The 20235-nt window shown below is 28.5% G+C and carries 19 protein-coding genes and 2 riboswitches; of the genes, 15 read left to right on the top strand and 4 right to left on the bottom strand.

The window, feature by feature from the left end; translation table 11 throughout:
- The first annotated feature begins 103 nt into the window (after positions 1-103).
- From INR60_RS14050 to INR60_RS14000, 11 genes are all read left to right on the top strand, one after another.
- A complete protein-coding gene (locus tag INR60_RS14050) occupies positions 104-454 on the top strand; it encodes a hypothetical protein (protein ID WP_194192132.1) in 351 nt (116 codons plus the stop codon).
- Between the two features lie 57 nt (positions 455-511).
- Positions 512-571: riboswitch (Fluoride riboswitch) on the top strand.
- Positions 572-641: 70 nt separating this feature from the next.
- Complete coding sequence (crcB, locus tag INR60_RS14045) at positions 642-1028, top strand: fluoride efflux transporter CrcB (RefSeq protein WP_194192131.1); 387 nt, start codon at positions 642-644, stop codon at positions 1026-1028.
- A gap of 13 nt (positions 1029-1041) precedes the next feature.
- Positions 1042-1371 (top strand): putative PII-like signaling protein, encoded by a 330-nt coding sequence (locus tag INR60_RS14040; protein ID WP_194192130.1) that lies wholly within the window; start codon positions 1042-1044, stop codon positions 1369-1371.
- Positions 1372-1531: 160 nt separating this feature from the next.
- Positions 1532-2311, top strand: a complete 780-nt coding sequence (locus INR60_RS14035) for a zinc-ribbon domain-containing protein (protein WP_194192129.1) — start codon at positions 1532-1534, stop codon at positions 2309-2311.
- 136 nt (positions 2312-2447) lie between these two features.
- Positions 2448-2918: a hypothetical protein gene (locus INR60_RS14030; RefSeq protein ID WP_194192128.1), complete on the top strand. Its 471-nt coding sequence runs from the start codon at positions 2448-2450 to the stop codon at positions 2916-2918.
- Positions 2919-3033: 115 nt separating this feature from the next.
- A riboswitch (purine riboswitch) is annotated at positions 3034-3134 on the top strand.
- A 16-nt stretch (positions 3135-3150) separates the two neighbouring features.
- Positions 3151-4551, top strand: a complete 1401-nt coding sequence (locus INR60_RS14025; protein ID WP_194192127.1) for an NAD(P)/FAD-dependent oxidoreductase — start codon at positions 3151-3153, stop codon at positions 4549-4551.
- A gap of 179 nt (positions 4552-4730) precedes the next feature.
- On the top strand, positions 4731-6587 hold the full coding sequence (locus tag INR60_RS14020; RefSeq protein WP_194192126.1) for an LTA synthase family protein: 1857 nt from the start codon (positions 4731-4733) through the stop codon (positions 6585-6587).
- A gap of 112 nt (positions 6588-6699) precedes the next feature.
- The gene (locus tag INR60_RS14015) at positions 6700-7227 is read left to right on the top strand and encodes a sigma-70 family RNA polymerase sigma factor (protein WP_194192125.1); all 528 of its coding nucleotides are present in this window, start codon (positions 6700-6702) and stop codon (positions 7225-7227) included.
- Positions 7214-7525 (top strand): hypothetical protein, encoded by a 312-nt coding sequence (locus INR60_RS14010; RefSeq protein WP_194192124.1) that lies wholly within the window; start codon positions 7214-7216, stop codon positions 7523-7525. The genes INR60_RS14015 and INR60_RS14010 overlap by 14 nt, the downstream gene beginning before the upstream one ends.
- On the top strand, positions 7522-8262 hold the full coding sequence (locus INR60_RS14005; protein WP_194192123.1) for a DUF4097 family beta strand repeat-containing protein: 741 nt from the start codon (positions 7522-7524) through the stop codon (positions 8260-8262). The genes INR60_RS14010 and INR60_RS14005 overlap by 4 nt, the downstream gene beginning before the upstream one ends.
- A 313-nt stretch (positions 8263-8575) precedes the next feature.
- A complete protein-coding gene (locus INR60_RS14000) occupies positions 8576-9073 on the top strand; it encodes a QueT transporter family protein (protein ID WP_194192122.1) in 498 nt (165 codons plus the stop codon).
- A gap of 45 nt (positions 9074-9118) precedes the next feature.
- On the opposite strand, the gene msrA is transcribed toward INR60_RS14000, so the two are convergent.
- Positions 9119-9592 carry a peptide-methionine (S)-S-oxide reductase MsrA gene (msrA, locus tag INR60_RS13995; protein ID WP_194192121.1) on the bottom strand — a complete coding sequence of 158 codons (474 nt, stop codon included), beginning with the start codon at positions 9590-9592 and terminating at the stop codon, positions 9119-9121.
- Positions 9593-9790: 198 nt separating this feature from the next.
- On the opposite strand from msrA, the gene INR60_RS13990 reads away from it, so the two are divergent.
- Positions 9791-13198 (top strand): SpaA isopeptide-forming pilin-related protein, encoded by a 3408-nt coding sequence (locus tag INR60_RS13990; RefSeq protein WP_194192120.1) that lies wholly within the window; start codon positions 9791-9793, stop codon positions 13196-13198.
- Positions 13199-13243: 45 nt separating this feature from the next.
- On the opposite strand, the gene INR60_RS13985 is transcribed toward INR60_RS13990, so the two are convergent.
- Positions 13244-14554: a sodium-dependent transporter gene (locus INR60_RS13985; protein ID WP_194192147.1), complete on the bottom strand. Its 1311-nt coding sequence runs from the start codon at positions 14552-14554 to the stop codon at positions 13244-13246.
- Positions 14555-14916: 362 nt separating this feature from the next.
- Entirely contained in the window at positions 14917-15774 is an 858-nt protein-coding gene (locus INR60_RS13980) for a DMT family transporter (protein ID WP_274380449.1), read from the bottom strand.
- A 384-nt stretch (positions 15775-16158) separates the two neighbouring features.
- Between INR60_RS13980 and INR60_RS13975 the strand changes: the two genes are divergently transcribed.
- The 3 genes from INR60_RS13975 to INR60_RS13965 all read left to right on the top strand — a co-directional run bounded on the left by INR60_RS13975 (position 16159) and on the right by INR60_RS13965 (position 19274).
- Positions 16159-16914, top strand: a complete 756-nt coding sequence (locus INR60_RS13975; protein WP_194192119.1) for a MurR/RpiR family transcriptional regulator — start codon at positions 16159-16161, stop codon at positions 16912-16914.
- A gap of 115 nt (positions 16915-17029) precedes the next feature.
- Positions 17030-17695: a V-type ATP synthase subunit I domain-containing protein gene (locus INR60_RS13970; protein WP_194192118.1), complete on the top strand. Its 666-nt coding sequence runs from the start codon at positions 17030-17032 to the stop codon at positions 17693-17695.
- Between the two features lie 139 nt (positions 17696-17834).
- A complete protein-coding gene (locus tag INR60_RS13965) occupies positions 17835-19274 on the top strand; it encodes a glycoside hydrolase family 1 protein (RefSeq protein WP_194192117.1) in 1440 nt (479 codons plus the stop codon).
- Between the two features lie 40 nt (positions 19275-19314).
- On the opposite strand, the gene INR60_RS13960 is transcribed toward INR60_RS13965, so the two are convergent.
- On the bottom strand, positions 19315-20043 hold the full coding sequence (locus tag INR60_RS13960) for a lysophospholipid acyltransferase family protein (RefSeq protein WP_194192116.1): 729 nt from the start codon (positions 20041-20043) through the stop codon (positions 19315-19317).
- Positions 20044-20235: the final 192 nt, after the last annotated feature.

Genomic DNA, 20235 nt, shown 5'->3' with positions numbered 1-20235 from the left:
ATTTGATAACTCTATTAACTTTGTAATAATTTAGAAGAGGGAACATCTTAAACATTAAAAAATATTATATAATTAAATTATAATATTTAAGGGAGATGTTAATATGGGATTTTTAGATAGCGTAAAAGATATGGCAGATAGCGCAACTAAAGGAGCTAACACCATTGCAAAAGTCGCAAGCTTAAAGATGGATAATAAAAAAAAGGTTATGGCTTTAGAAAAAGAAAGAGATAATGCTGTATCTAACATAAAAAAGACTACTGAGATTTTAGGAGAAATGTTTGTAGCGGAATCTTTAGATAATGTTTCTATGGATGCAGCTAAAGTTTCAGACCTTTTAGATTCTATAAAAGAAAGCAGGATGAAAATTTCAGCAGTTGATATTCAAATAGAAGATGCTAAAAGAGAATTAGAAGAAAGCTTAGAGAAAATAGAAAAAGAAAATAGCAATTAACAAATTATTAATTGAAAATGTGATATTAAATACGTATAATAAATTTATAATTAATAAAAATATATAGGTTATGGAGTTAACCTTTAATCGCTTTAAGCTAATGACTCCTACAACAATTGGATTGGTGTAGGGCATTAGCTTTTTTAATTTTTAAAATTGGCAATAATATATATACGAGGTGATTTTTTTGCAGAAATTTAGTTTAATACTATTAGTTGGAGTAGGTGGATTTTTAGGGGCATCTCTTAGATATTTAATATCTATAAATGCAGCTAGAATCTTTGGGGCAGATTTTCCGTATGGAACTTTAATTGCAAATATTTTAGGTGCAATTGTTATAGGATTTGTTATTAGGTTAAGTTTAGATACTACTCTTATATCAGGGAACACAAAACTATTTTTAACTACTGGAATGATGGGAGGACTTACTACTTTTTCAACATTTTCATATGAAACTGTATCTATGATTAGTGAAGGAAATTTAACTTTTGGATTTTTAAATCTAGGTTTAAATGTAATACTTAGTTTTTTAGGCGTAGTTTTAGGGATGTCTATTGCAAAATTATTAGTTTAGGAGGAAAAGTCTTATGGAAAATAATTATAAGGGAAAATTAATAAAGGTTTTTATAGAAGGAAATGATAAGTATAATAATAAACCTCTATACGAAGGAATTATAAATAAGCTTAAGGATTTAGGGGTTTCTGGGGCTACTATAATTAGAGGTATAGAAGGGTTTGGGGAAGATAAAAAGGTACATACAGATCTTTTAGAAGTTCTTTCAAGAAAATTACCTATACTTATAGAAGTTGCAGCTAAAGAAGAAAATGTAGATTTAATTATAAGTTCTATTTCACCTATGATTAAATCAGGCAAGATAGTAGTTGTTAATGATATAGATATATTAAGTTTTGAATAAGATAAGTAATTAAAATAAAAAAGATCTAGGTTTCTAGATCTTTTTCATTTAAATTATTTTTTATATTAAGTTAATTCGTTTAACAAATAATAAAAGTATTGTAAATAAATACTAAATAAAGTAAAATTAAGAAGAAATATAAAATTGAAGGGGGATTCAAATGTTTTGTAGAGAGTGTGGAGAAACTTTGAAAGAGGGATCAAAGTTTTGTATTAAATGTGGGTGTGTGGTAGATGAAGGTTCTGAAATTGCAGCTACACAAAGGGTAGAGAGAGAATATAAATCTAATGATTATTCAACAGATGATATCAATTCTAAGTTCGGAGAGTATGCAAAATCTACTTTGAATGAAGTTAAGAGTGGTAATGCATTTGGTGAAATTAAAACAGTTATTTTTGAGATATTGAAAAATCCTATAAGAGGATCAGTAAAAATGTTTGATGAAGTTAGTGAAGGCACAGTAAAGGTAATGTGTTTAATAGTCGGGTTAATGCCTATATTAAGCAATATATTAAATCCACCAAGAGAATTTTTAATGTTTGGGAGTACTGGAGATATAGACTTTACACAATTATTATTAAGGATAATTGGAGGTTTCGTATCTATAGGAATAGCATATGGAATATTGACACTTTTGATAGACAAAGATAAGAAGAAAATTGGTCAAGCTGGAGTAATAAAAATATATGCTTTATCTATGATGCCAGCTATAGTTTTTGCTTTAATATCTTTAGTAATAAGTTTTATCTTGGGGCTATTAATTGGGTCACTATCTGGACTAGGGTTTTTCTCAGCTATATTACTTATAGTAGGTAAGGTTAATATCTTTGGAAGTATTTTATTTGGAGCATCAGTTTATTCAATTTTAGAAAATAAGGGTTTATCAAATAAGGCTTGGATTGGAATTTTAGTTTTAATAGTATGCATATTTGCTACTTAAGCATTTGTTTTAAGCGTGTAAGATTATCTTACATGCTTTTTTGTTTTAATAAAAATTATTTTATATTAATATGAAAATTTTATAGATATATGAGAATAATAAGATTAACAAAAGAAAATCTTAAGGGGTGAACCATATGATTAATAGAAAAATAGAAGTTTATATTGGTGAAAATAACGAGATATTTAAAGGGTTTTATTCGCCTAGTGATTATAATATATCAAATGAATTAGAAGAATATCTTATGGATAGAGTAAGCTTTACAAATAGAAATGATGAGATCGAAATAGAGATCAAATTTAATTATAATTCGGATAAAGAAGTTTTAAAGAGAGCTATAAAAAACACTTTTAATAAAAAGATAACTGAAGAGAATCATATGATTAAAAAGAACAATATAATTTGTTTAGCTGCCTTTATTTTAGGAATTATAATAGGGGCTTTAGTTTATATTTTTTCTAGTATTAATATGGCTATATCTCAATTATTATCTATAGTTTGTTGGGTTTTTATATGGTACGGTGTAGAAACTTATTTTTTCGAAAATCGTGAATTAAAAGTTAATGTTAAAAGGTATAAGCAAATTTTAAAAGCTAAAACATATTAATAAAATCTTAATTATACGTACAAAAAAATAAAAAATATAAATTTAATTCGTAAAATAGCTTGATTTTTACTAAAATATAGATTAAAATTTCAATGTAGTAAAAAAAATGGCGATTAAAATCGAACATTTAACTACCTGTATAAGCTTCGAATAGGGAGAGGCGTTTCTACAGAGCTACCGTAAAAAGCTCTTGCTATAGGTTTAATAATTTCTTTTTAAGGAGATAGGGTTTATGGGTTATGAAGTAATTATTGTTGGAGCAGGTCCAGCAGGTATTTTTACAGCGTTAGAGGCGATTAAAAGAGAGCCTAATAAGAAAATATTATTAGTAGAAGCAGGTAGAAGAATAGACAAGAGAAGTTGTCCTAAGGAGAAAACAAATAAGTGTGTTTCGTGCAAACCTTACTGCCACATAACAACTGGTTTTTCAGGTGCAGGAGCATTTTCAGATGGTAAATTATCATTAAACTACGAAGTAGGAGGAGATTTACCAGAGCTTATAGGTGGTAACTTAGTACAAGAATACATAGATTACGCAGATAAGATATATTTAGAGTTTGGTGCTGATGAGAAAGTTGAAGGAGTTGAGAATCCTGAGGCTGTTAAAGAAATTAGAAGAAAAGCAATTGAGGGAAACCTTAAATTAGTAGATTGTCCTATAAGACATTTAGGAACTGAAAAAGCACAAGAAATATATCTTAAACTTCAAAATCATTTATTAGATTTAGGGGTAGAAATAAGATTTGATACTTTAGCAAAAGATTTAATTATAGAAAATAACAAAATAACTGGGGTTTTACTTACTGATTCAATAACAAAAAGTAAGGACGAAACGGTTAAAGGGGATTGTGTAGTTGTAGCTACAGGAAGAAAGGGTGCTGATTGGTTAAAAGATATGTGTTTAGAACATAATATTAACCACAAAGCTGGAACAGTAGATATCGGAGTAAGGGTAGAACTTAGAAACGAAGTTATGGAAATGGTAAACGAAGTTTTATATGAATCAAAACTTATAGGATATCCAGGACCTTTTAAAGATAAGGTTAGGACGTTTTGCCAAAATCCTGGAGGGTTCGTATCTCAAGAGAATTATGATAACAACATGGCAATAGTTAATGGTCATTCTTACAAAGATAAAAAATCAAACAATACAAACCTTGCGATATTAAGTTCACATAACTTTGAAGAGCCGTTTAACAAACCTATAGAGTATGGGCAAAAGGTTGCAGAACTAGTTAATATGCTAGGAAACGGAAGTATATTAGTTCAAAGATACGGGGATATATTAGCAGGTAAAAGAACTTGGCAAAAAGAATTAGATAGATCTAATGTAAAGCATACTTTACCAGATGCTGTTGCAGGAGATTTAACTTCAGCAATGCCATATAGAACGATGACAAACATTATTAATTTTATAGAATCTTTAGACGTGGTAGTCCCTGGATTTGCAAGTGAAGAAACACTTCTTTATGGTCCAGAAATAAAATTCTATAGTAATAAGGTTGTTATAGATGAGAATTTTGAAACAAACGTAAGCGGGTTATACTGTCTTGGAGATTCTAGTGGATGGACTAGAGGTCTTATGATGGCATCAGCTATGGGTGTAATGATGGGTGAGAAATTAACAAAATAAATAGCATAATCTTTCCAAAAAAGGCTAACAAATTTAAATGAATTTGTTAGCCTTTTTTCTCATTCCTTTTAGACTTAATTTATTAATGGAACTTTTACAAAATCTATAAATATGATATCATTAAATTCATACATTAAATATTGTAAAGTGGTTTAACTACTAGTTTCGGAGGGGAAATTATGCAATTATTAAGTTATTTAATTCCAGGTGTAATACTAGGTTTAATTAATTACTTTTTACTTGGAAAGAAAAAAGGGGTACTTCCTTTAACAACTAGCTTACTAAGCTTTGTATTTTTATTTAATATAGTAATACTTAGTATAGCTAAATTCTTAATGAATAAGCCAAATATTCTTAAGGTTACAACATACACTTTTGGATTTTTAATCAAATATGTATCATTTGCGCTTATAATAGGAATAATCTATATCTTTTTAAAAGGAACGATAGATTCTAAAATCGAGTTTGTAGAAGCTAAAAAAACTTCAACAAAAAAGAGTAAAATACTAAAAGTATTATCAGTAATATTTGTTACTATCGGGGGAGTTTTTGTATTTTTCTCAGATTGGTTTATAGATTATTTTGGTAATATAACACCTGAGCAATTTTTATTTAATTTAAAATCGCCTATTAAAGGTACTAGTGATGGGATGGTTACAGAAATAATAACTACACCTGTTTTTGCTATAGTATCTACAGTAGTAGTTTTTATAATTTTAGTTAACTTTAGTTATGATATATATTTAATAATTAAAGATTCTAAAAGGAAGATAGTAAGTAAGGTGTGGTATAATAGAGTAATTTTTATTATATCAATAGTAGCACTTATAGGTGGAGTTACTTATGGATCAAATAAATTAAGACTACCTGAAATTGCGAAAGCATTTTTCTCGGAATCAACTTATATAAAAGATAATTATGTTGACCCTAGAAATGTAAAAATGTCTTTCCCGGCTAAGAAAAGAAATTTAATTCATATATACTTAGAGTCAGTTGAAAACTCATATTTTTCTAAAGACTTAGGGGGATATATGAAAGTTAACTTAATGCCTGAGCTTTCTGAGCTTTCAAAAGAAGGTATAAGTTTCTCAGATAATGATAAATTCGGTGGACCAAATCAAACTTACGGTTCAAGTTGGTCTGTTGCATCAATGATAAATATGGGAGTTGGTATCCCTTTAAAAATACCTATGGACGGAAACTCTTACGGTAAAACAGGTACTTTTTTACCTGGTGCTATTGCTATAGGAGATATATTAGAAGCTCAAGGCTACGAGCAAACTATAATGTTTGGAGCTGATGCAGATTTTGGAGGTTTAACAACATACTTTAAAACTCACGGAGATTTTAATATATTTGATTTAAACTATGCAAGGGAAAAAGGATTAATCCCTAAAGATTATAAAGTTTGGTGGGGCTTTGAAGATGATAAGCTTTATAAGTTTGCAAAAGATGAGATAACTCGTTTATCAAAAACAGGCAAACCATTTAACTTCACTATGGAAACTGCAGATACACATTTCCCAGATGGATATCTTTCAAAGAAAGCAAAAACACCTCATAAAGAGCAATATGCAAATGTTATTTCATATTCTACTAAAGAGGCAGTTGAATTTATAAAATGGATTCAAAAACAACCATTTTATAAAGATACTACTATAGTTGTTACTGGAGATCACTTAAGCATGGATAAAAAGTTCTTTAAAGGATGGGATAAAGATTACAGAAGATCTGTATTTAACCTTATACTAAATCCAGCTGTAGATACTTCAAAAACAAAAACTAAAAACAGAGAATATGCACCATTAGACTTTTACCCAACAATACTAGCTAGTATGGGAATAGAAGTTGAGGGAGATAGATTAGGGCTTGGAACTAACCTTTTCTCAGATAAAGAGACTTTAATAGAGAGAGACAGTATTTATGGATTCGAGGGAGGTCTTTCAGATAACAGTAATTTCTTTACGCACGAATTTATTGATGAAGATAAGACTAGTGATTTTAAAAATACTTTAGTAACTCAAAGAAAAAAATAATATAACAAATGATAGGATTACTTTTAATAGAAGTAGTCCTATTTTTTTTGTTATATTAATGAACCAAATCTCTTTTAAAGACAATTACTTATTGAAGGGGGAATGAGTTTGGGTGAGTAATTTAGAGATAGAAAAGCTTATAGATGAGTATGGGAGGATAATCTTTAGGTTTTGCTTAAAGATAACTAAAAATAAGGTAGAAGCAGAAGATATATACCAGCAAACCTTTTTAAAGGCATTAGAACTTAAAGAAAAAATAAGTCTTGATAATAATCCTAAGAGTTATTTGATTTCTATAGCAATCAATATTTATAAAAATGAAAAAAGAAAAATTTTTAGAAGAAAAAGAATAACAAATGAGATAGAAATAGATAAAGACAATTTAGAAATAAAAGATAGCGCTGAATCTATTGAAGATTCTTTTATTAAAAAAGATATATTAAAAGAGGTAAATAAAATAATAAGTTCTTTAAATAGTAAAATTAAAATTCCTCTAGTTATGTACTACACATTAGAGATGTCTATAGAAGAGATTTCAGAAACTCTAAAAGTTCCAAAAGGAACAGTAAAGAGTAGGTTATTTAAGGGTAGGGATAAAATAAGAAAAAACTTAAAGGAGGTTTATTATGAAGGAAGATAAATTAGAAGATATATTAAGTTTAGCATTAAGTTCAAATGAAGAGCCAAGTATTAATTTAAATAAAGATTTAAAAGAAAAATTGAAAGGAACTAAAAAGGTTAAGGTTTGGTGGATTCCCATTTTAGGAAATATAATTTCAGTTTTATCTATGCTTTTATTTATGAATCTCTTTAAAGATAGATTTTTATCTTATTTTAGTATAGTTTCTGTAATTTTTACAGCGTTACTAAATATAGCTTTACTGATTTATATTTTCTTTAATAGGGAACTTAGAGAGAGGATGGTAATAGAACTATGAATGAAGGCAATTTAGCATGGATTATTAGTATAGTTCCTATATGTATTTTTATAGTTCATGTTTTTATAGGAATGATAGTATATAGGGATGCAAAAAATATAGGGGCTAATCCAGTTTTGTGGACTATAATTGCAGTTGTTTTACCGAACTTTATAGGGATTATCATTTACTTAGTTTTCGGAAGAAGAAAGAGAAGTGTAATATGCACAAGTTGTAATCAAATTGTGGATGGAACAGTTAAATATTGTGGTAATTGTGGACAAAACTTAGAGTTTTGTAGAGAAATCGAAAGAAAGTCTATAAAAAACTTATTAATAGGTGGTTTAATAGCTTTTATAATCGCAATAGTTCTTATAGTAGTAGGCGGGGTAGTTTTTTATAATAACCCAAAGAAATTAGTTATAGAGGAAACTAATACTATAATTCAAAGTGAAGATGAGGATATATTAAATGGGTTTAAAGAAGAAGAGGATGGAAATTCTTATAAGGTAGAAGGTGAATTTGGAAACACTACTTTATATTTAGATAAAAAAACAAATAAAAAATTAGAAGTTAAATCTAAAATAAAAAACGGGTTTGGTATTTTAAAAGTTAATTATGATAATGGGACTGTAGAAAATATAACTTTAGATAAAAATACAAAAATAATTATAAATAAAGGTAATGAAAACATAAAAAATATGGAGATAGAATTAAAAAATGCTAAAGATTTCAATATAGGAGTTTACCTAAAATAGATTGATTTATATATAGATGTAAGATAAAATAGAAAGCGTAAAAAATAATAAGATTGACAGTTCGGAAGCCTCCTGTCGTTAAATAAAACTACGGCATTATAATTATTTTAGAATTATTATGCGTAGGATTAGTATTTTAATCCTACCTTTTTTCTTGATGCTTTAAAGAAATTTTGCATCAATTTAAAAGGCGGTAGAGTTAACAAATCAGCTTTGTTTACTTTATCGCCTTTATTTATGTTTAATATAAACACGTAAAAAAAAGCGAGGCGAAGAAACTTTCAATCCTTGAAAGTGTAAGGAGAGAGATATTATGAAAAACCAAAGTAGAAGAATAGTTTATTCTGCATTAATTGCGGCAATTTATGCAGCATTAACATTAGTTTTAGCTCCTATAAGTTTTGGACCTATACAATTTAGAATATCAGAGGTTATGGTTTTATTAGCCTACTTTGATCCATTTTATATAATAGGTTTAACCCTTGGATGTTTTATCTCAAACATCTTAGGAAGTGGACTTATAGATGCGATTTTTGGAACTTTAGCTACGTTTATAAGTGTAGTTTTAGTTTATTATACAAGCAAAGTAAAAATTAAAGAGCCAGTTAGAATGTTTTTAGCATCACTTTGGCCAGTTATTATAAATGGACTTATAATAGGCTGGATGATATCACATTTCTTTACAGAAGGCAAAGAATCTATGTGGATATTAGGAGGACAAGTTGCCTTAGGGGAATTTGGGGTAGTATCTATAATCGGGGTATTTGTTATGTATAAAATGAGAGATAGCATAAGAAAATTAATAAAATAAATTTAAAAGCTATAATAGTAGAAAATACTATTATAGCTTTTTATTTTAATCTAATTTAATATGACAATATCCGTTTGGATTCTTTTTTAAATATTTTTGATGATAAGTTTCAGCTTTATAGTAATTCTCCAAAGGTTTAACTTCTGTTACGATTTTCTTTTCGTATTTTTCTCCTTCTTTTAATATAACTTTTTCTATTATTTTTAAATCGTTTTGATCTTCATAATAAATACCAGTTCTATATTGGCTTCCTATATCGTTTCCTTGTTTGTTTAAAGAAGTTGGATTTATAATACTAAAATATTTTTGAAGAAGTTTTTCTAGTGATAATATATTTTCATCATAAGTAATTTTGCAAGCTTCTGCAAAGTAAGTATTTCCATTACAAATTTCTTCGTAACTTGGATTTTTTGTTCTTCCGTTTACGTAGGCAACTTCTGTTTCTGTAACTCCATTTATTCTAGACATAAATTCTTCTACTCCCCAAAAGCAACCTCCAGCTAAAATTATAGACTTCATGATTAGTACCTCCTTTAAAAATTCGTTTTATTTAATTATAAGATTAAAATAAAAATTTTCAATAAGATTCAAAAGTCGATTTTTGATACCGTTTTTATAAAAAATTTAGTGAAAAAATTAAATATTATTGTCGTATCTATTGTAGAACAATTAAAGTTATGTTAATATTTAGAAAAAATATAAAAAGGTGGAAAAGATATGGGGTTATCTAAGAAGTTAAAATGTAAGATAGGGATTGGTCTCCTGGCAATTTTTTCTTTGGGAGAAGTTTTAGGGGCAACTAAGGTATTTGCAAATGATAGTAAATTAAAAAATTTAGGAACTATAGAGCATTATAATGCGATAGTGTTTGGAGATCATAGGGCTCACACTGCAGATGTTGAAGGGGCATTAGCAGTAGGAGGAAACTTAACAGCACCTGCAACCTCTGGGAAAGGTTATTCGATTGCAGCGGCAGGAACTCACGCAAACAATCTTATAGGGAGTGACTATACAGAAAACGGAATGCCATCATTTCTTTTAGGAGGAGAATTATCTAAAGTAGATGGCGGGGGCTTACTTACAATAGAAGCGGATACTGTAGTTCATAAAGAAGGGGCAGATAAGCAAAATCTAGTAGAGGGAAATGCTTATAGAAAAGCAGTTATTAAATCAGAAACTGAAATAAAGGAAAAATTTAAAGAGTTTAAAGATAAGGTTGATTTTCTTTCAACTAATTTAAAGACTTTAGAAAAAGGCGAAGAATTAAATGTAGATAGTACTTATTTAGGTGATTATTTAGGAGTAGCAAAGGAAAAAAACATTGAAGGAATGCTTTTATCAAAAATAGAAGGTGAGAAAGCAGAGTTTAGGGAAATAGGAGTTCACGAGGAAGTTTTAAATTCAAAGTATTGGATAATTTATTCTGATGCAAAAGAAGTTAATTTTAAATCTGGAGGAATGTTATATAAAAACGCTATGATAGATACAGGAAAGCCAGATAATGATTTCCTTCATAAAGTTGCGCCTAAGATTCTTTACGTATTTCCAAACGCAACAAAAATTACTTTAGCAGGTAATGGAATAGTTGGAAGCATATTAGCGCCAAATGCATTAACAGAAACTAAAGGTGGTTCTGTTAATGGACAACTTATAACTAATGAGTTTAATCAAGATGGTGGTTTTGAGTGCCATAACTTTTTCTTTAATTTTGGAGATTTAATAGGGGAGTTTAAAAAAGCTTCTGTAGAATTTAAAAAAGTAGATAGCGAGGATAATAATATAACTTTAGAAGGGGCAGAATTTGAACTTTATAAAAAGAAAAATAATGAATATATAAAGTTAGATGGAATTTATACTTCAGATTCAAAGGGGAAGATAGTAATAAATAGTTTAGATGCTGGAGATTATAGATTAACAGAAATAAAATCTCCAAACGGATATATTAACGAAAATAAAATAATTGATTTTACTATTTTAGCATCTGAGACAGGAACTAATATAATAAATAAAGGAAATATTGAAAACAAAAAAGAGGTAATAGTACCAGAGGAGAAGTATGGTGCTTTAAAAATTATAAAAAAAGGTGAAGGAAATTCTCTTTTAAAGGGAGCGAAATTCAAATTAGTAGATTCAAAAAATAACGAGTATGGACCTTTTGAATCTGATGAAAAAGGTGAAATAATCTTTAATGATTTAGCTGTAGGAAATTATAAATTAATAGAGGTTTCAGCACCTATAGGTTATGAAAAGTTAAAAGATCCTATAGATATAACGATTAATGAAGGTGACTTAGAAAAAGTAATAACAAGAGAAATATCAAATAAAGAAAAATTGTTTAATGCTCAGTTTAAAAAGATAGACGCTGAAAGTAATGCGCTTGAAGGTGCGGAATTTGAACTTTATAAAAAGATAGATAATGAATATATAAAAATGGACGGAGTCTATTCTTCAGACTCAGAAGGTTTAGTTAAAATAAATAACTTAAAAGCAAGTGATTATAAATTAGTAGAAGTTAAAGCACCTGAAGGATATAAAGTTTTAGATAAAGAAATTTTATTTACAATAAGTCCTGATGAAGATAATAAGGAAGTTATCTTTAAGGGTGATATATTAAATACTAAAAAAGATATAGTACCTGAAGAAAAGTATGGTGCTTTAGAGATTATAAAGTATGAAAAAGATACTGAAAATGTATTAAAAGGCGCAGAGTTTAAATTAACTGGAGAAAACTTTGAAGAAGTTAAGACTACAGGAGAAGACGGAAAAATTAAGTTTGAAAACTTAAAGGTTGGAAATTACACTTTAACAGAAACAAAGGCACCAGAAGGATTTTCTATCTTAGAAAAAGAGATTCAAATAGTAATAGATGAAAATGATTTAGAAAAAGTAAAAACAAGATCTGTATATAACGAAAAAATAATTCCTCCAGCTTTAAAAGGTGATTTAAAAGTAGTAAAAGTTGAAGAAGGAACTGAAAAACCTTTAAAAGGAGCAGAATTTTCATTAGCAGCACCTAATGGAGAGGTATTTAAAGGGATAAGTAATGATTTAGGTGAAACTCAGTTTAAAAACTTAGAATCAGGTGTTTATACATTAACAGAAACAAAAGCACCAGAAGGTTTTATAGGATTAAAAGATCCTATAAAAATAACTATAGAAGTTCAAAAAGAAGGTCAAGTTATTATAGAGAAAGTTACAAATAAGAAAAAATTATTTAATGCTGAGTTTTTTAAAGTAGATTCAGCGGATGATAAAAAATTCTTAGAAGGGGCTGAGTTTGAACTTTATAAAAAACAAGGAAATGAATTTAAAAAGCTTGATGGAGCTTATACTTCTGATTCAAATGGTAAGGTAAGTTTTAAAAATTTAGAAGCTGGTGTTTATAAGTTTAAAGAAACAAAGGCACCAGAAGGATATGAAATTATAAAAAATGAATTTGATTTTGTTATTCAATCTAATCAAAATAATGAAGAAGTTATAAAGTTAGAATCAGTAAAAAATAAAAAAATCGAAAAGCCTGTAGACCCACCTGTAGTACCAGAAGAAAAGTATGGTGCTTTAGAGATTATAAAGTATGAAAAAGATACTGAAAAAGTATTAAAAGGTGCGGAGTTTAAATTAACTGGAGAAAACTTTGAAGAAGTTAAGACTACAGGAGAAGACGGGAAAATTAAGTTTGAAAACTTAATTGTAGGAAACTATACTTTAACAGAAACAAAGGCGCCAGAAGGCTTTTCTATCTTAGAAAAAGAAATTCAAATAGTAATAGCTGAAAATGACTTAGAAAAAGTTAAGAAAATATCTGTATATAATAAAAAAATAGAAAAACCTGTGGAACCACCAGTAGAGCCAGAACCACCGGTAGACCCACCAGTTGAGCCACCGATAGACCCAAATCCTCCGGTTAATCCAGAAGATCCAAATCCTCCTGTAAAGCCGGAAGATCCAAAACCACCAGTAAAGCCAGAGGATCCAAAACCAGTAACTAAACCAGAAAAACCTGTAATTAAAGATCCGGAAGATAATAAACTACCACAAACAGGAAAAGAAGGTAAGTCAGTTTTATACGGATCTGCACTACTTGCTTTAGGAGTATTTTTTATAATAAAAGGTAAAAAGAATTAATTTTAAAAGGGAGGCACCAAATTTGGTGTCTCCCCCTTTTTAATATTAGCCTATTCCACCGTATGCTACGCCTAAAACTATTACGCAGATAGTTGTTATGGTAAATAGGTATTTGCTAACTAATATAAACTTATTACTTAAGTTAAATTTAGAGCCTAAGTTTATTTCTTCGAGTGCTTTATCTTCACCTAAAACAAATAAGAAAATTATAGCCACTAAAAGTGCTGCTAAAGGTGAAACTATTATAGTCATAAGGTCTGTAAAGTTTGAGAAATTATCCATACTTAAATTTAAAGGTATAGATAGTATAAATGATGATAATGATAATAAAACTGATGCCTTTCCTCTAGAAAGGTTTGTTTTTTGCATAAGAGCTTCTACGGGCCCTTCAAGCATATTTATAGATGAGCTTATAGCTGCAAATAATATACTTAGGAAGAATACTACTATAAGCACGCTTCCGCCAGGTATTGATTTAAATATAGTTGGCATTGTTATAAATAATAATGGAGGTCCTGCTTGAGGGTTTAGTCCAAAAGAAAATACCGCTGGCATTATAACAAATGAAACTAAAAGTGCGGCTAAAGTATCTAAAATAGCTGTGCTAAAAGCTGATTTAGGTATATCAAAGTCATCTCCTATATAGCTTCCGTAAACGACCATACCACAACCGTTAAGTGATACGGTAAAGAAAGCTTGTCCTAAAGCCATAACCCAAGTTTCAGGCTTTAAAAGGAAGGAAAAATCAGGTCTTAACAAGTACTTAACGCCTTCCATAGCATTTGGAAGAGTTAAAGACCTTATTGCAAGTATTATAAAAATCACAAATAAACCAGGCATTATTATTTTATTTATTTTCTCTATTCCTTTTGTAACTCCTAAGAAAACTATTAAAAGTGTAATCATGATTGCTATAAAATTAAAAATTAAAGTGTGTGGAGTTCCTATAAAAGAATCAAAGTATGATGCTGTATTAATCTTATTTATTTCGCCTGTAATACTTAAATTAAAGTATTTTAAAATCCAACCTACAACAACGTTGTAAAACATAAATACACCCATAAGACCTATTGCAGGTATTATTGAGATTAAACCGTGAAGTTTAACATTTTTCTCTTTTAATATTTTAGAAATACCTGTAGATGAACCGCCTTTAAACTTCCTTCCAAAGGAAAATTCAAGCATTAAACCTATAGTTCCAAGTCCAAATACAAATAAAAAGTATGGTATTAAAAACGCTGCACCACCGTACTGACCTAACCTATATGGAAACATCCATATGTTTCCAAGACCTATTGCTGCGCCTATACACGATAGGACAAATCCTACTTTACTAAATTTTTCTCTTTTCATAATGAAATCCTCCTGTACTACATATCCTACAAAAGCGTATTAATATAAAAATAAAAAAACCACGTAATTTATAAAACTACGTGGTTTAAGATACAAAAAAGCCACATAGTTTATCTATGTGGCTTTATACTATAAAAAGTCATAAAAAATCAAACCATCATAGATGCATAAACAGTTTTAAAGCTGAATTTGCACCTATGAGATTCATAAATACAAATTCTATCTATAATAGTTATAATAATAATTATTTAATTTTCTATTTGAGATAAAATCTATTAACCTCTCCATAACTTTCTCCAATCTTTAACAAAATACGCTTCTTTTGTAAATTATACTATCACCAAATTATTATAATGTCAAATATTTTATTTGTTTTTTGAAAGTATGTTACAGAATGAGGCGAATATTATTATTATGTAACCTATGATTGATAGGTAATCTGGAATTTCACTAAATAAAGCAAATCCATAAATAGCTGCTATTATAAGCCCGATGTAATCAAACATTGAGATTTCAGAAGCAGGTGCGTTTCTATAAGCTAAAGTTAAAAATACTTGTCCGAGCATAAAGCAAATACCAGCTAAAATCATATAAATAACATTTCTTAAAGTTAAACCTTCAGTGTTAAAGAACATAAAAGGAAGGCAAACTATAGTTGCAATTCCTGTGAAAGATAAAATTACTGTAAAAAAGTCCTCTGAAGTCCCTATAACCCTTATCATAGTGTAGGCAAGCCCTGCAGCTAGTGCAGCAAAAACACCCATTAAAGATGGGATTATTGATGAATCAAAGTGTGGTTTTATTACAAAAATACTTCCGAAAAAGGCTAAAAGTAAAAAGATTAATTGCCTTCCAGTTATTTTTTCTTTTAAATATAAAAATGAAAAAATTATTGCAAAGAATGGACTCAATTTATTTAACATAGTCGCATCAGATAATAATAGATAATCTAAGGAAAAATAAAAGGCACAAATAGAGACAGTCCCCATTATTCCTCTAATTAAAAGATATTTCCTATTCTTTTTTTGGCCAAAAAATGAGGCTTTTCGCTTTAAAATTATTATAGAAACTATCAAGGTAGCAACTACATTTGTTATAAATGTCTTTTGGTAAGGTGTTACTCCAGACGCTAGCTTACCAAACAAGTTCATTGTTGTAAAAAAGAAAGAGGCTGTAATCATAAAAAGTATAGCTTTTCTTTTGTTATTAGTTAAATTTGACAAAATGTAACCTCCTAAAATCAAAAAAATCAGATACTTATATATTGTATACCAATATATAAGTTATTCAAAATACAAAAATTAGAGGTAGAGCTGTAAAAGAGATAAAAAGAGTGAAAAAAACTACTGATTTAGACAAAATACAAGATAAAAAGGAGGACAAAACCTAATAATAAATATTGTAAATAGTAGAAAAATATAGAAAATGATATTTTTATGTCACTCTTTATATTGATATTGACTTTCTTTGATAAAATAAAATTTGGGAAATAAATACTCGTTTGACAAGGAAAAAATAAATATAAATTATAAAAAATGTAAGCTTATTCTTTTATAAATAGGTAAAGAAATGTAAAATTAAACTTAAAGAGAAAGGTGGAAATTTTAATGTTTAATATAGATGTAACAAAGCTTAAAGATATAGATATCTCTATTTATAAATATATTTTAAAAAATAGAGATAAGGTTGTCTTTATGACTATAAGAGAACTCTCAGAAGAACTTCACGTATCTACTACAACTATACTAAGATTTTGTAAAAAGGCAGGCTTTGAAGGTTTTTCAGAACTTAAGGTTAATTTAAAAAAAGAAGTTAAAACAGAAAGCTATAAAAGTACTCTTGGAGAGATAGATATTATAGATGAATTTATAAAAAATATACCACTTGCAAAAAAGGGTATAGAAGAAGCTAAAGAGGCTATTTTTAATAGCAAACTAGTACTTTTTATAGGGACTGGAAGTTCTGGTGCTATAGCAACTTACGGAGCAAAATATATGGCTCATTTTAATAAGTTTGCATTAAGTATTGACGATCCTTATTACCCTTTTAATTTAGAGGCACTTGAAGGAGCTGTTGCTATAATATTATCTACATCGGGAGAAAATGCTTCTTTAATAGAAGTTTCTGAAAAGCTTAAAGAGATGGGGATAAAAACTATAAGTATAACAAATAAAAAAACAAGTACGATTTCAAAACTTACGGACTATACGATTAATTATTATATAAGCCAAGAAGGGTATAATCACCCAGGTGATAATTTTTTAGGGTATAGCGATATAACTTCTCAGATGCCAGCTATCTATATTATTGAAAACCTTTCTAAGGAAATAGGAAAGATGAATGAAGAAAAGTTTGGGAAATAAATACTGACTAAAAGTTAAATTTTAATTTCTTTCCTAAATAAGGGATTATTTTAAACGATAGTTAAAATATAGAAAACATCTTTAACTAAGCCTTTTAAATAAGGGGGAGATTGTTTTGATGATTAATAGGGTAGATAATTCATCAAAAGTAACTAGTGCTATATTTTTTAATGATTTAGAAAATAACAAAAATACGAGCAAAAACAAATCTGCACTTTTTAATGTAGGTAAAATAAGAGCCATCGAAGCTTTAATAGAGCAAAAAGAGATGCTAAAAAAGTCTTTAAATCAAATAAAAGATTATAAAGAAAAATATACTCTAAAAATCAAAAGTCAGATAAAAGATTTTGAAGGTATTTTAGGTGAGGTAAATACGGCTATAGATTCTTATAAATCAAAAGATATGGATATGGAATATGAGAAGATAGATGTAGATGATTTAGATAAATCGTTTAAAAAGACATTAAACAGTAAAGATAAGAAAGATAAAGATAAAAGTTTAGATGAATCATTAAAAGAGATAGAAAAGCTAAAAGAAAATCTAGATAAAAATTTTAAGATAAACGATAAAAAGAATAAAGATTACTCAATTGATGTTCTTAAAAACATTAAAGATGGATTAGAGGCTACTTTAAAAAATTTAAGTAGCATATTAAATTCATTTGAGGAAAATACTAACAATGAAATAAAAAACATTCAAAACGAAATCAAAAAAGTAGAGAGTAAGATTTCAGAAGTTAGTAAAACAAAAGAAGGCGGAATAATAAACCTTAGAGTTTAAATTCTTATGTTACAAGGTGTTTTTTATGAGTTACAAATAACTAAATATAGTTATTTGTAACTCTATTTTTATATCTATGCAAATTTAAAAAATAGTGTGGTAAAGTCTAAATATAGAATGAGTAAACGGAGGGGAATTTATGAAATATAATGAATTAGATGATTTTAATAAAGACTTTTTATGGGGATCTGCATCAGCTGCGTACCAAGTTGAGGGAGCTTCAGAAGTAGACGGTAAGGGTAAATCAGTTTGGGATGTATATACTAAGATACCTGGAACTACTTTTAAAGGAACAACAGGAGATATAGCAGTAGATCATTATAATAGATATAAAGAAGACGTAGCTCTTATGAAAGAAATGGGGCTTAAAGCATATAGATTTTCAATTAGTTGGCCAAGAATTTTTCCAAATGGAAAAGGAGAGATAAATAAGAGTGGCTTAAAGTTTTATAGCGATTTAGTAGATGAATTATTAAAAAATGGTATAGAGCCAGTAGTAACTTTATATCACTGGGATTTACCACAAGCCTTAATGGATGAATATGGCGGATGGGAATCTAGAAATATAATAGAAGATTTTAATAATTATTGCGTAACTTTATTTAAAGAGTTTAAGGGAAGAGTAAGGTACTGGGTTACTTTAAATGAGCAAAATATATTTATTAAATTCGGATATGAGTTTGCTATGCACCCACCAGCTGTTAAAAATTTAAAGAGGATGTATGAAGCTAATCATATAGCAAGTTTAGCTAATGCAAAAGCTATAGTATCTTTTAGGGATATAATAACTGACGGTTTAATTGGACCTAGCTTTGCATACAGCCCAGCTTATTATAATACTCCAAACCCAGAAGACGTATTAGCTGCAGAAAATGCAGAAGATTTAAATTCAAGTTGGTGGTTAGATATTTACTGCAAAGGAATGTATCCTAAATTAGCATTTAAATATTTAGAAAAAGAAGGTTTAGCACCGACTATAAAAGAAGGGGATATGGACTTATTAAAGCTTGGGAAACCTGATTTTATGGGATTAAATTATTATCAAACAGCAAATTATGAAGAAAATTCTTTAGAAGATGGAGTAGGCTCTGGAACATTTAATACATCAGGTAAAAAAGGAACTACTAAAGATAGCGGGATTCCTGGAGTTTATAAGACTGTTAAAAACAAATACTTAGAGACTACTGATTGGGATTGGACTATAGACCCAGAAGGATTAAGAGTAGCACTTAGAAGAATTACAAGTAGATATAATTTACCTATATTAATAACAGAAAACGGGCTTGGAGCTTTTGATACTTTTGAAAATGGAGAAATACATGATGAGTATAGAATAGAGTATTTAAAGGCACATATAAAAGCTTGCAGGGAAGCTATAACTGATGGAGTAGAACTTTTAGGATACTGCACTTGGTCATTTACTGACCTTTTAAGCTGGCTTAACGGTTACCAAAAAAGATATGGTTTTGTATATGTAGATAGAGATGAAACTGACTCTGGAAGTTTAAATAGATACAAAAAAGATAGTTTCTATTGGTATAAAGAAGTTATTAAAAATAATGGTTCAAATATTAAATAAAAAAATAAAAGCACCGAGAGAAATCTCGGTGCTTTTATTTTTATCTTAAATCTTCTGGTAATTTAGAAACTACAATATCTCTTACTATAGTATGAAGATTTGCTATTTCTTCTTTTGATAAGTTTTTAGTATCTATTGGCTTATGGATATAAAAATTAACATCGCTAGATTTGATTTTTCCGCCATTTGCCTCAAGTAATTTGTAAGAACCATCGATAGTTATAGGTACTATCTTAACTTTAGATTTTAGTGCAAGTTTAAAGCTACCTGCTTTAAATTCTGCGACAGGTTTTCCTTTGCTTCTAGTTCCTTCAGGGAATACAACCATAGAATATCCGCTCTTTAGAGTTTGGATACCAGTTACTATGGCTTCTGCTGATTTTCTCATATTACTTCTATCCATAAAAACGCAATTAATATATTTCATCCACATGCTAATTATAGGCCAATTTTCTAGTTCCTTTTTGGCAATAAAGCCACGAGGCTCTGGAATACTTGACATAACTATAGGTATATCAAAGTTACTTTGATGATTTCCAACAAATAAAACTGCTTCATCTTTAGGTATGTTTTCAACGCCTTGTATATTTAATTTTGAACCACTAAACCACATAACCATTTTAGCCCACTTAGAAGTTAGGTTGTAGATGGCATAAGTTCTATCTTTATCTCTTCCTTTTGCTTCGTAATATTTAATTTTTATTAATCCAAAAAGAGATAGTATCAAACTAAAAATAATTCCAAAATAGAACCATATAGTTCTTAACATAAAATCAAATCCTCTCAATATTAGTCTATAGAAAAGTATATTATAAATCTTTAAATATTAAAAGAGGATAGAGATAAGTAAAAATAGAATTAATAAAGTATAAAATACTTGGGAAAAACAATAAAAAGAAATTTTTTTAGGGAATTTTAAGATATCATAATAAAATTTTAAACAATAATTATTTTAAAATTA

The sequence above is a fragment of the Clostridium chrysemydis genome, assembly GCF_015234215.1.
GTDB classification, from domain to species: domain Bacteria; phylum Bacillota; class Clostridia; order Clostridiales; family Clostridiaceae; genus Clostridium; species Clostridium chrysemydis.
This window is presented reverse-complemented; position numbering and strand designations above follow the sequence as displayed.

What these genes read in the sequence shown, in the direction of transcription:
- INR60_RS14005 (WP_194192123.1), top strand. Translation starts at nt 7,522, where the DNA reads ATGAATGAAGGCAATTTAGCATGGATTATTAGTATAGTTCCTATATGT.
- INR60_RS14035 (WP_194192129.1), top strand. Translation starts at nt 1,532, where the DNA reads ATGTTTTGTAGAGAGTGTGGAGAAACTTTGAAAGAGGGATCAAAGTTT.
- INR60_RS13975 (WP_194192119.1), top strand. Translation starts at nt 16,159, where the DNA reads ATGTTTAATATAGATGTAACAAAGCTTAAAGATATAGATATCTCTATT.
- INR60_RS14050 (WP_194192132.1), top strand. Translation starts at nt 104, where the DNA reads ATGGGATTTTTAGATAGCGTAAAAGATATGGCAGATAGCGCAACTAAA.
- INR60_RS13965 (WP_194192117.1), top strand. Translation starts at nt 17,835, where the DNA reads ATGAAATATAATGAATTAGATGATTTTAATAAAGACTTTTTATGGGGA.
- INR60_RS14000 (WP_194192122.1), top strand. Translation starts at nt 8,576, where the DNA reads ATGAAAAACCAAAGTAGAAGAATAGTTTATTCTGCATTAATTGCGGCA.
- INR60_RS14010 (WP_194192124.1), top strand. Translation starts at nt 7,214, where the DNA reads ATGAAGGAAGATAAATTAGAAGATATATTAAGTTTAGCATTAAGTTCA.
- INR60_RS13990 (WP_194192120.1), top strand. Translation starts at nt 9,791, where the DNA reads ATGGGGTTATCTAAGAAGTTAAAATGTAAGATAGGGATTGGTCTCCTG.
- msrA (WP_194192121.1), bottom strand. Translation starts at nt 9,592, where the DNA reads ATGAAGTCTATAATTTTAGCTGGAGGTTGCTTTTGGGGAGTAGAAGAA.
- INR60_RS14020 (WP_194192126.1), top strand. Translation starts at nt 4,731, where the DNA reads ATGCAATTATTAAGTTATTTAATTCCAGGTGTAATACTAGGTTTAATT.
- INR60_RS14030 (WP_194192128.1), top strand. Translation starts at nt 2,448, where the DNA reads ATGATTAATAGAAAAATAGAAGTTTATATTGGTGAAAATAACGAGATA.
- INR60_RS13960 (WP_194192116.1), bottom strand. Translation starts at nt 20,043, where the DNA reads ATGTTAAGAACTATATGGTTCTATTTTGGAATTATTTTTAGTTTGATA.
- INR60_RS14040 (WP_194192130.1), top strand. Translation starts at nt 1,042, where the DNA reads ATGGAAAATAATTATAAGGGAAAATTAATAAAGGTTTTTATAGAAGGA.
- INR60_RS14025 (WP_194192127.1), top strand. Translation starts at nt 3,151, where the DNA reads ATGGGTTATGAAGTAATTATTGTTGGAGCAGGTCCAGCAGGTATTTTT.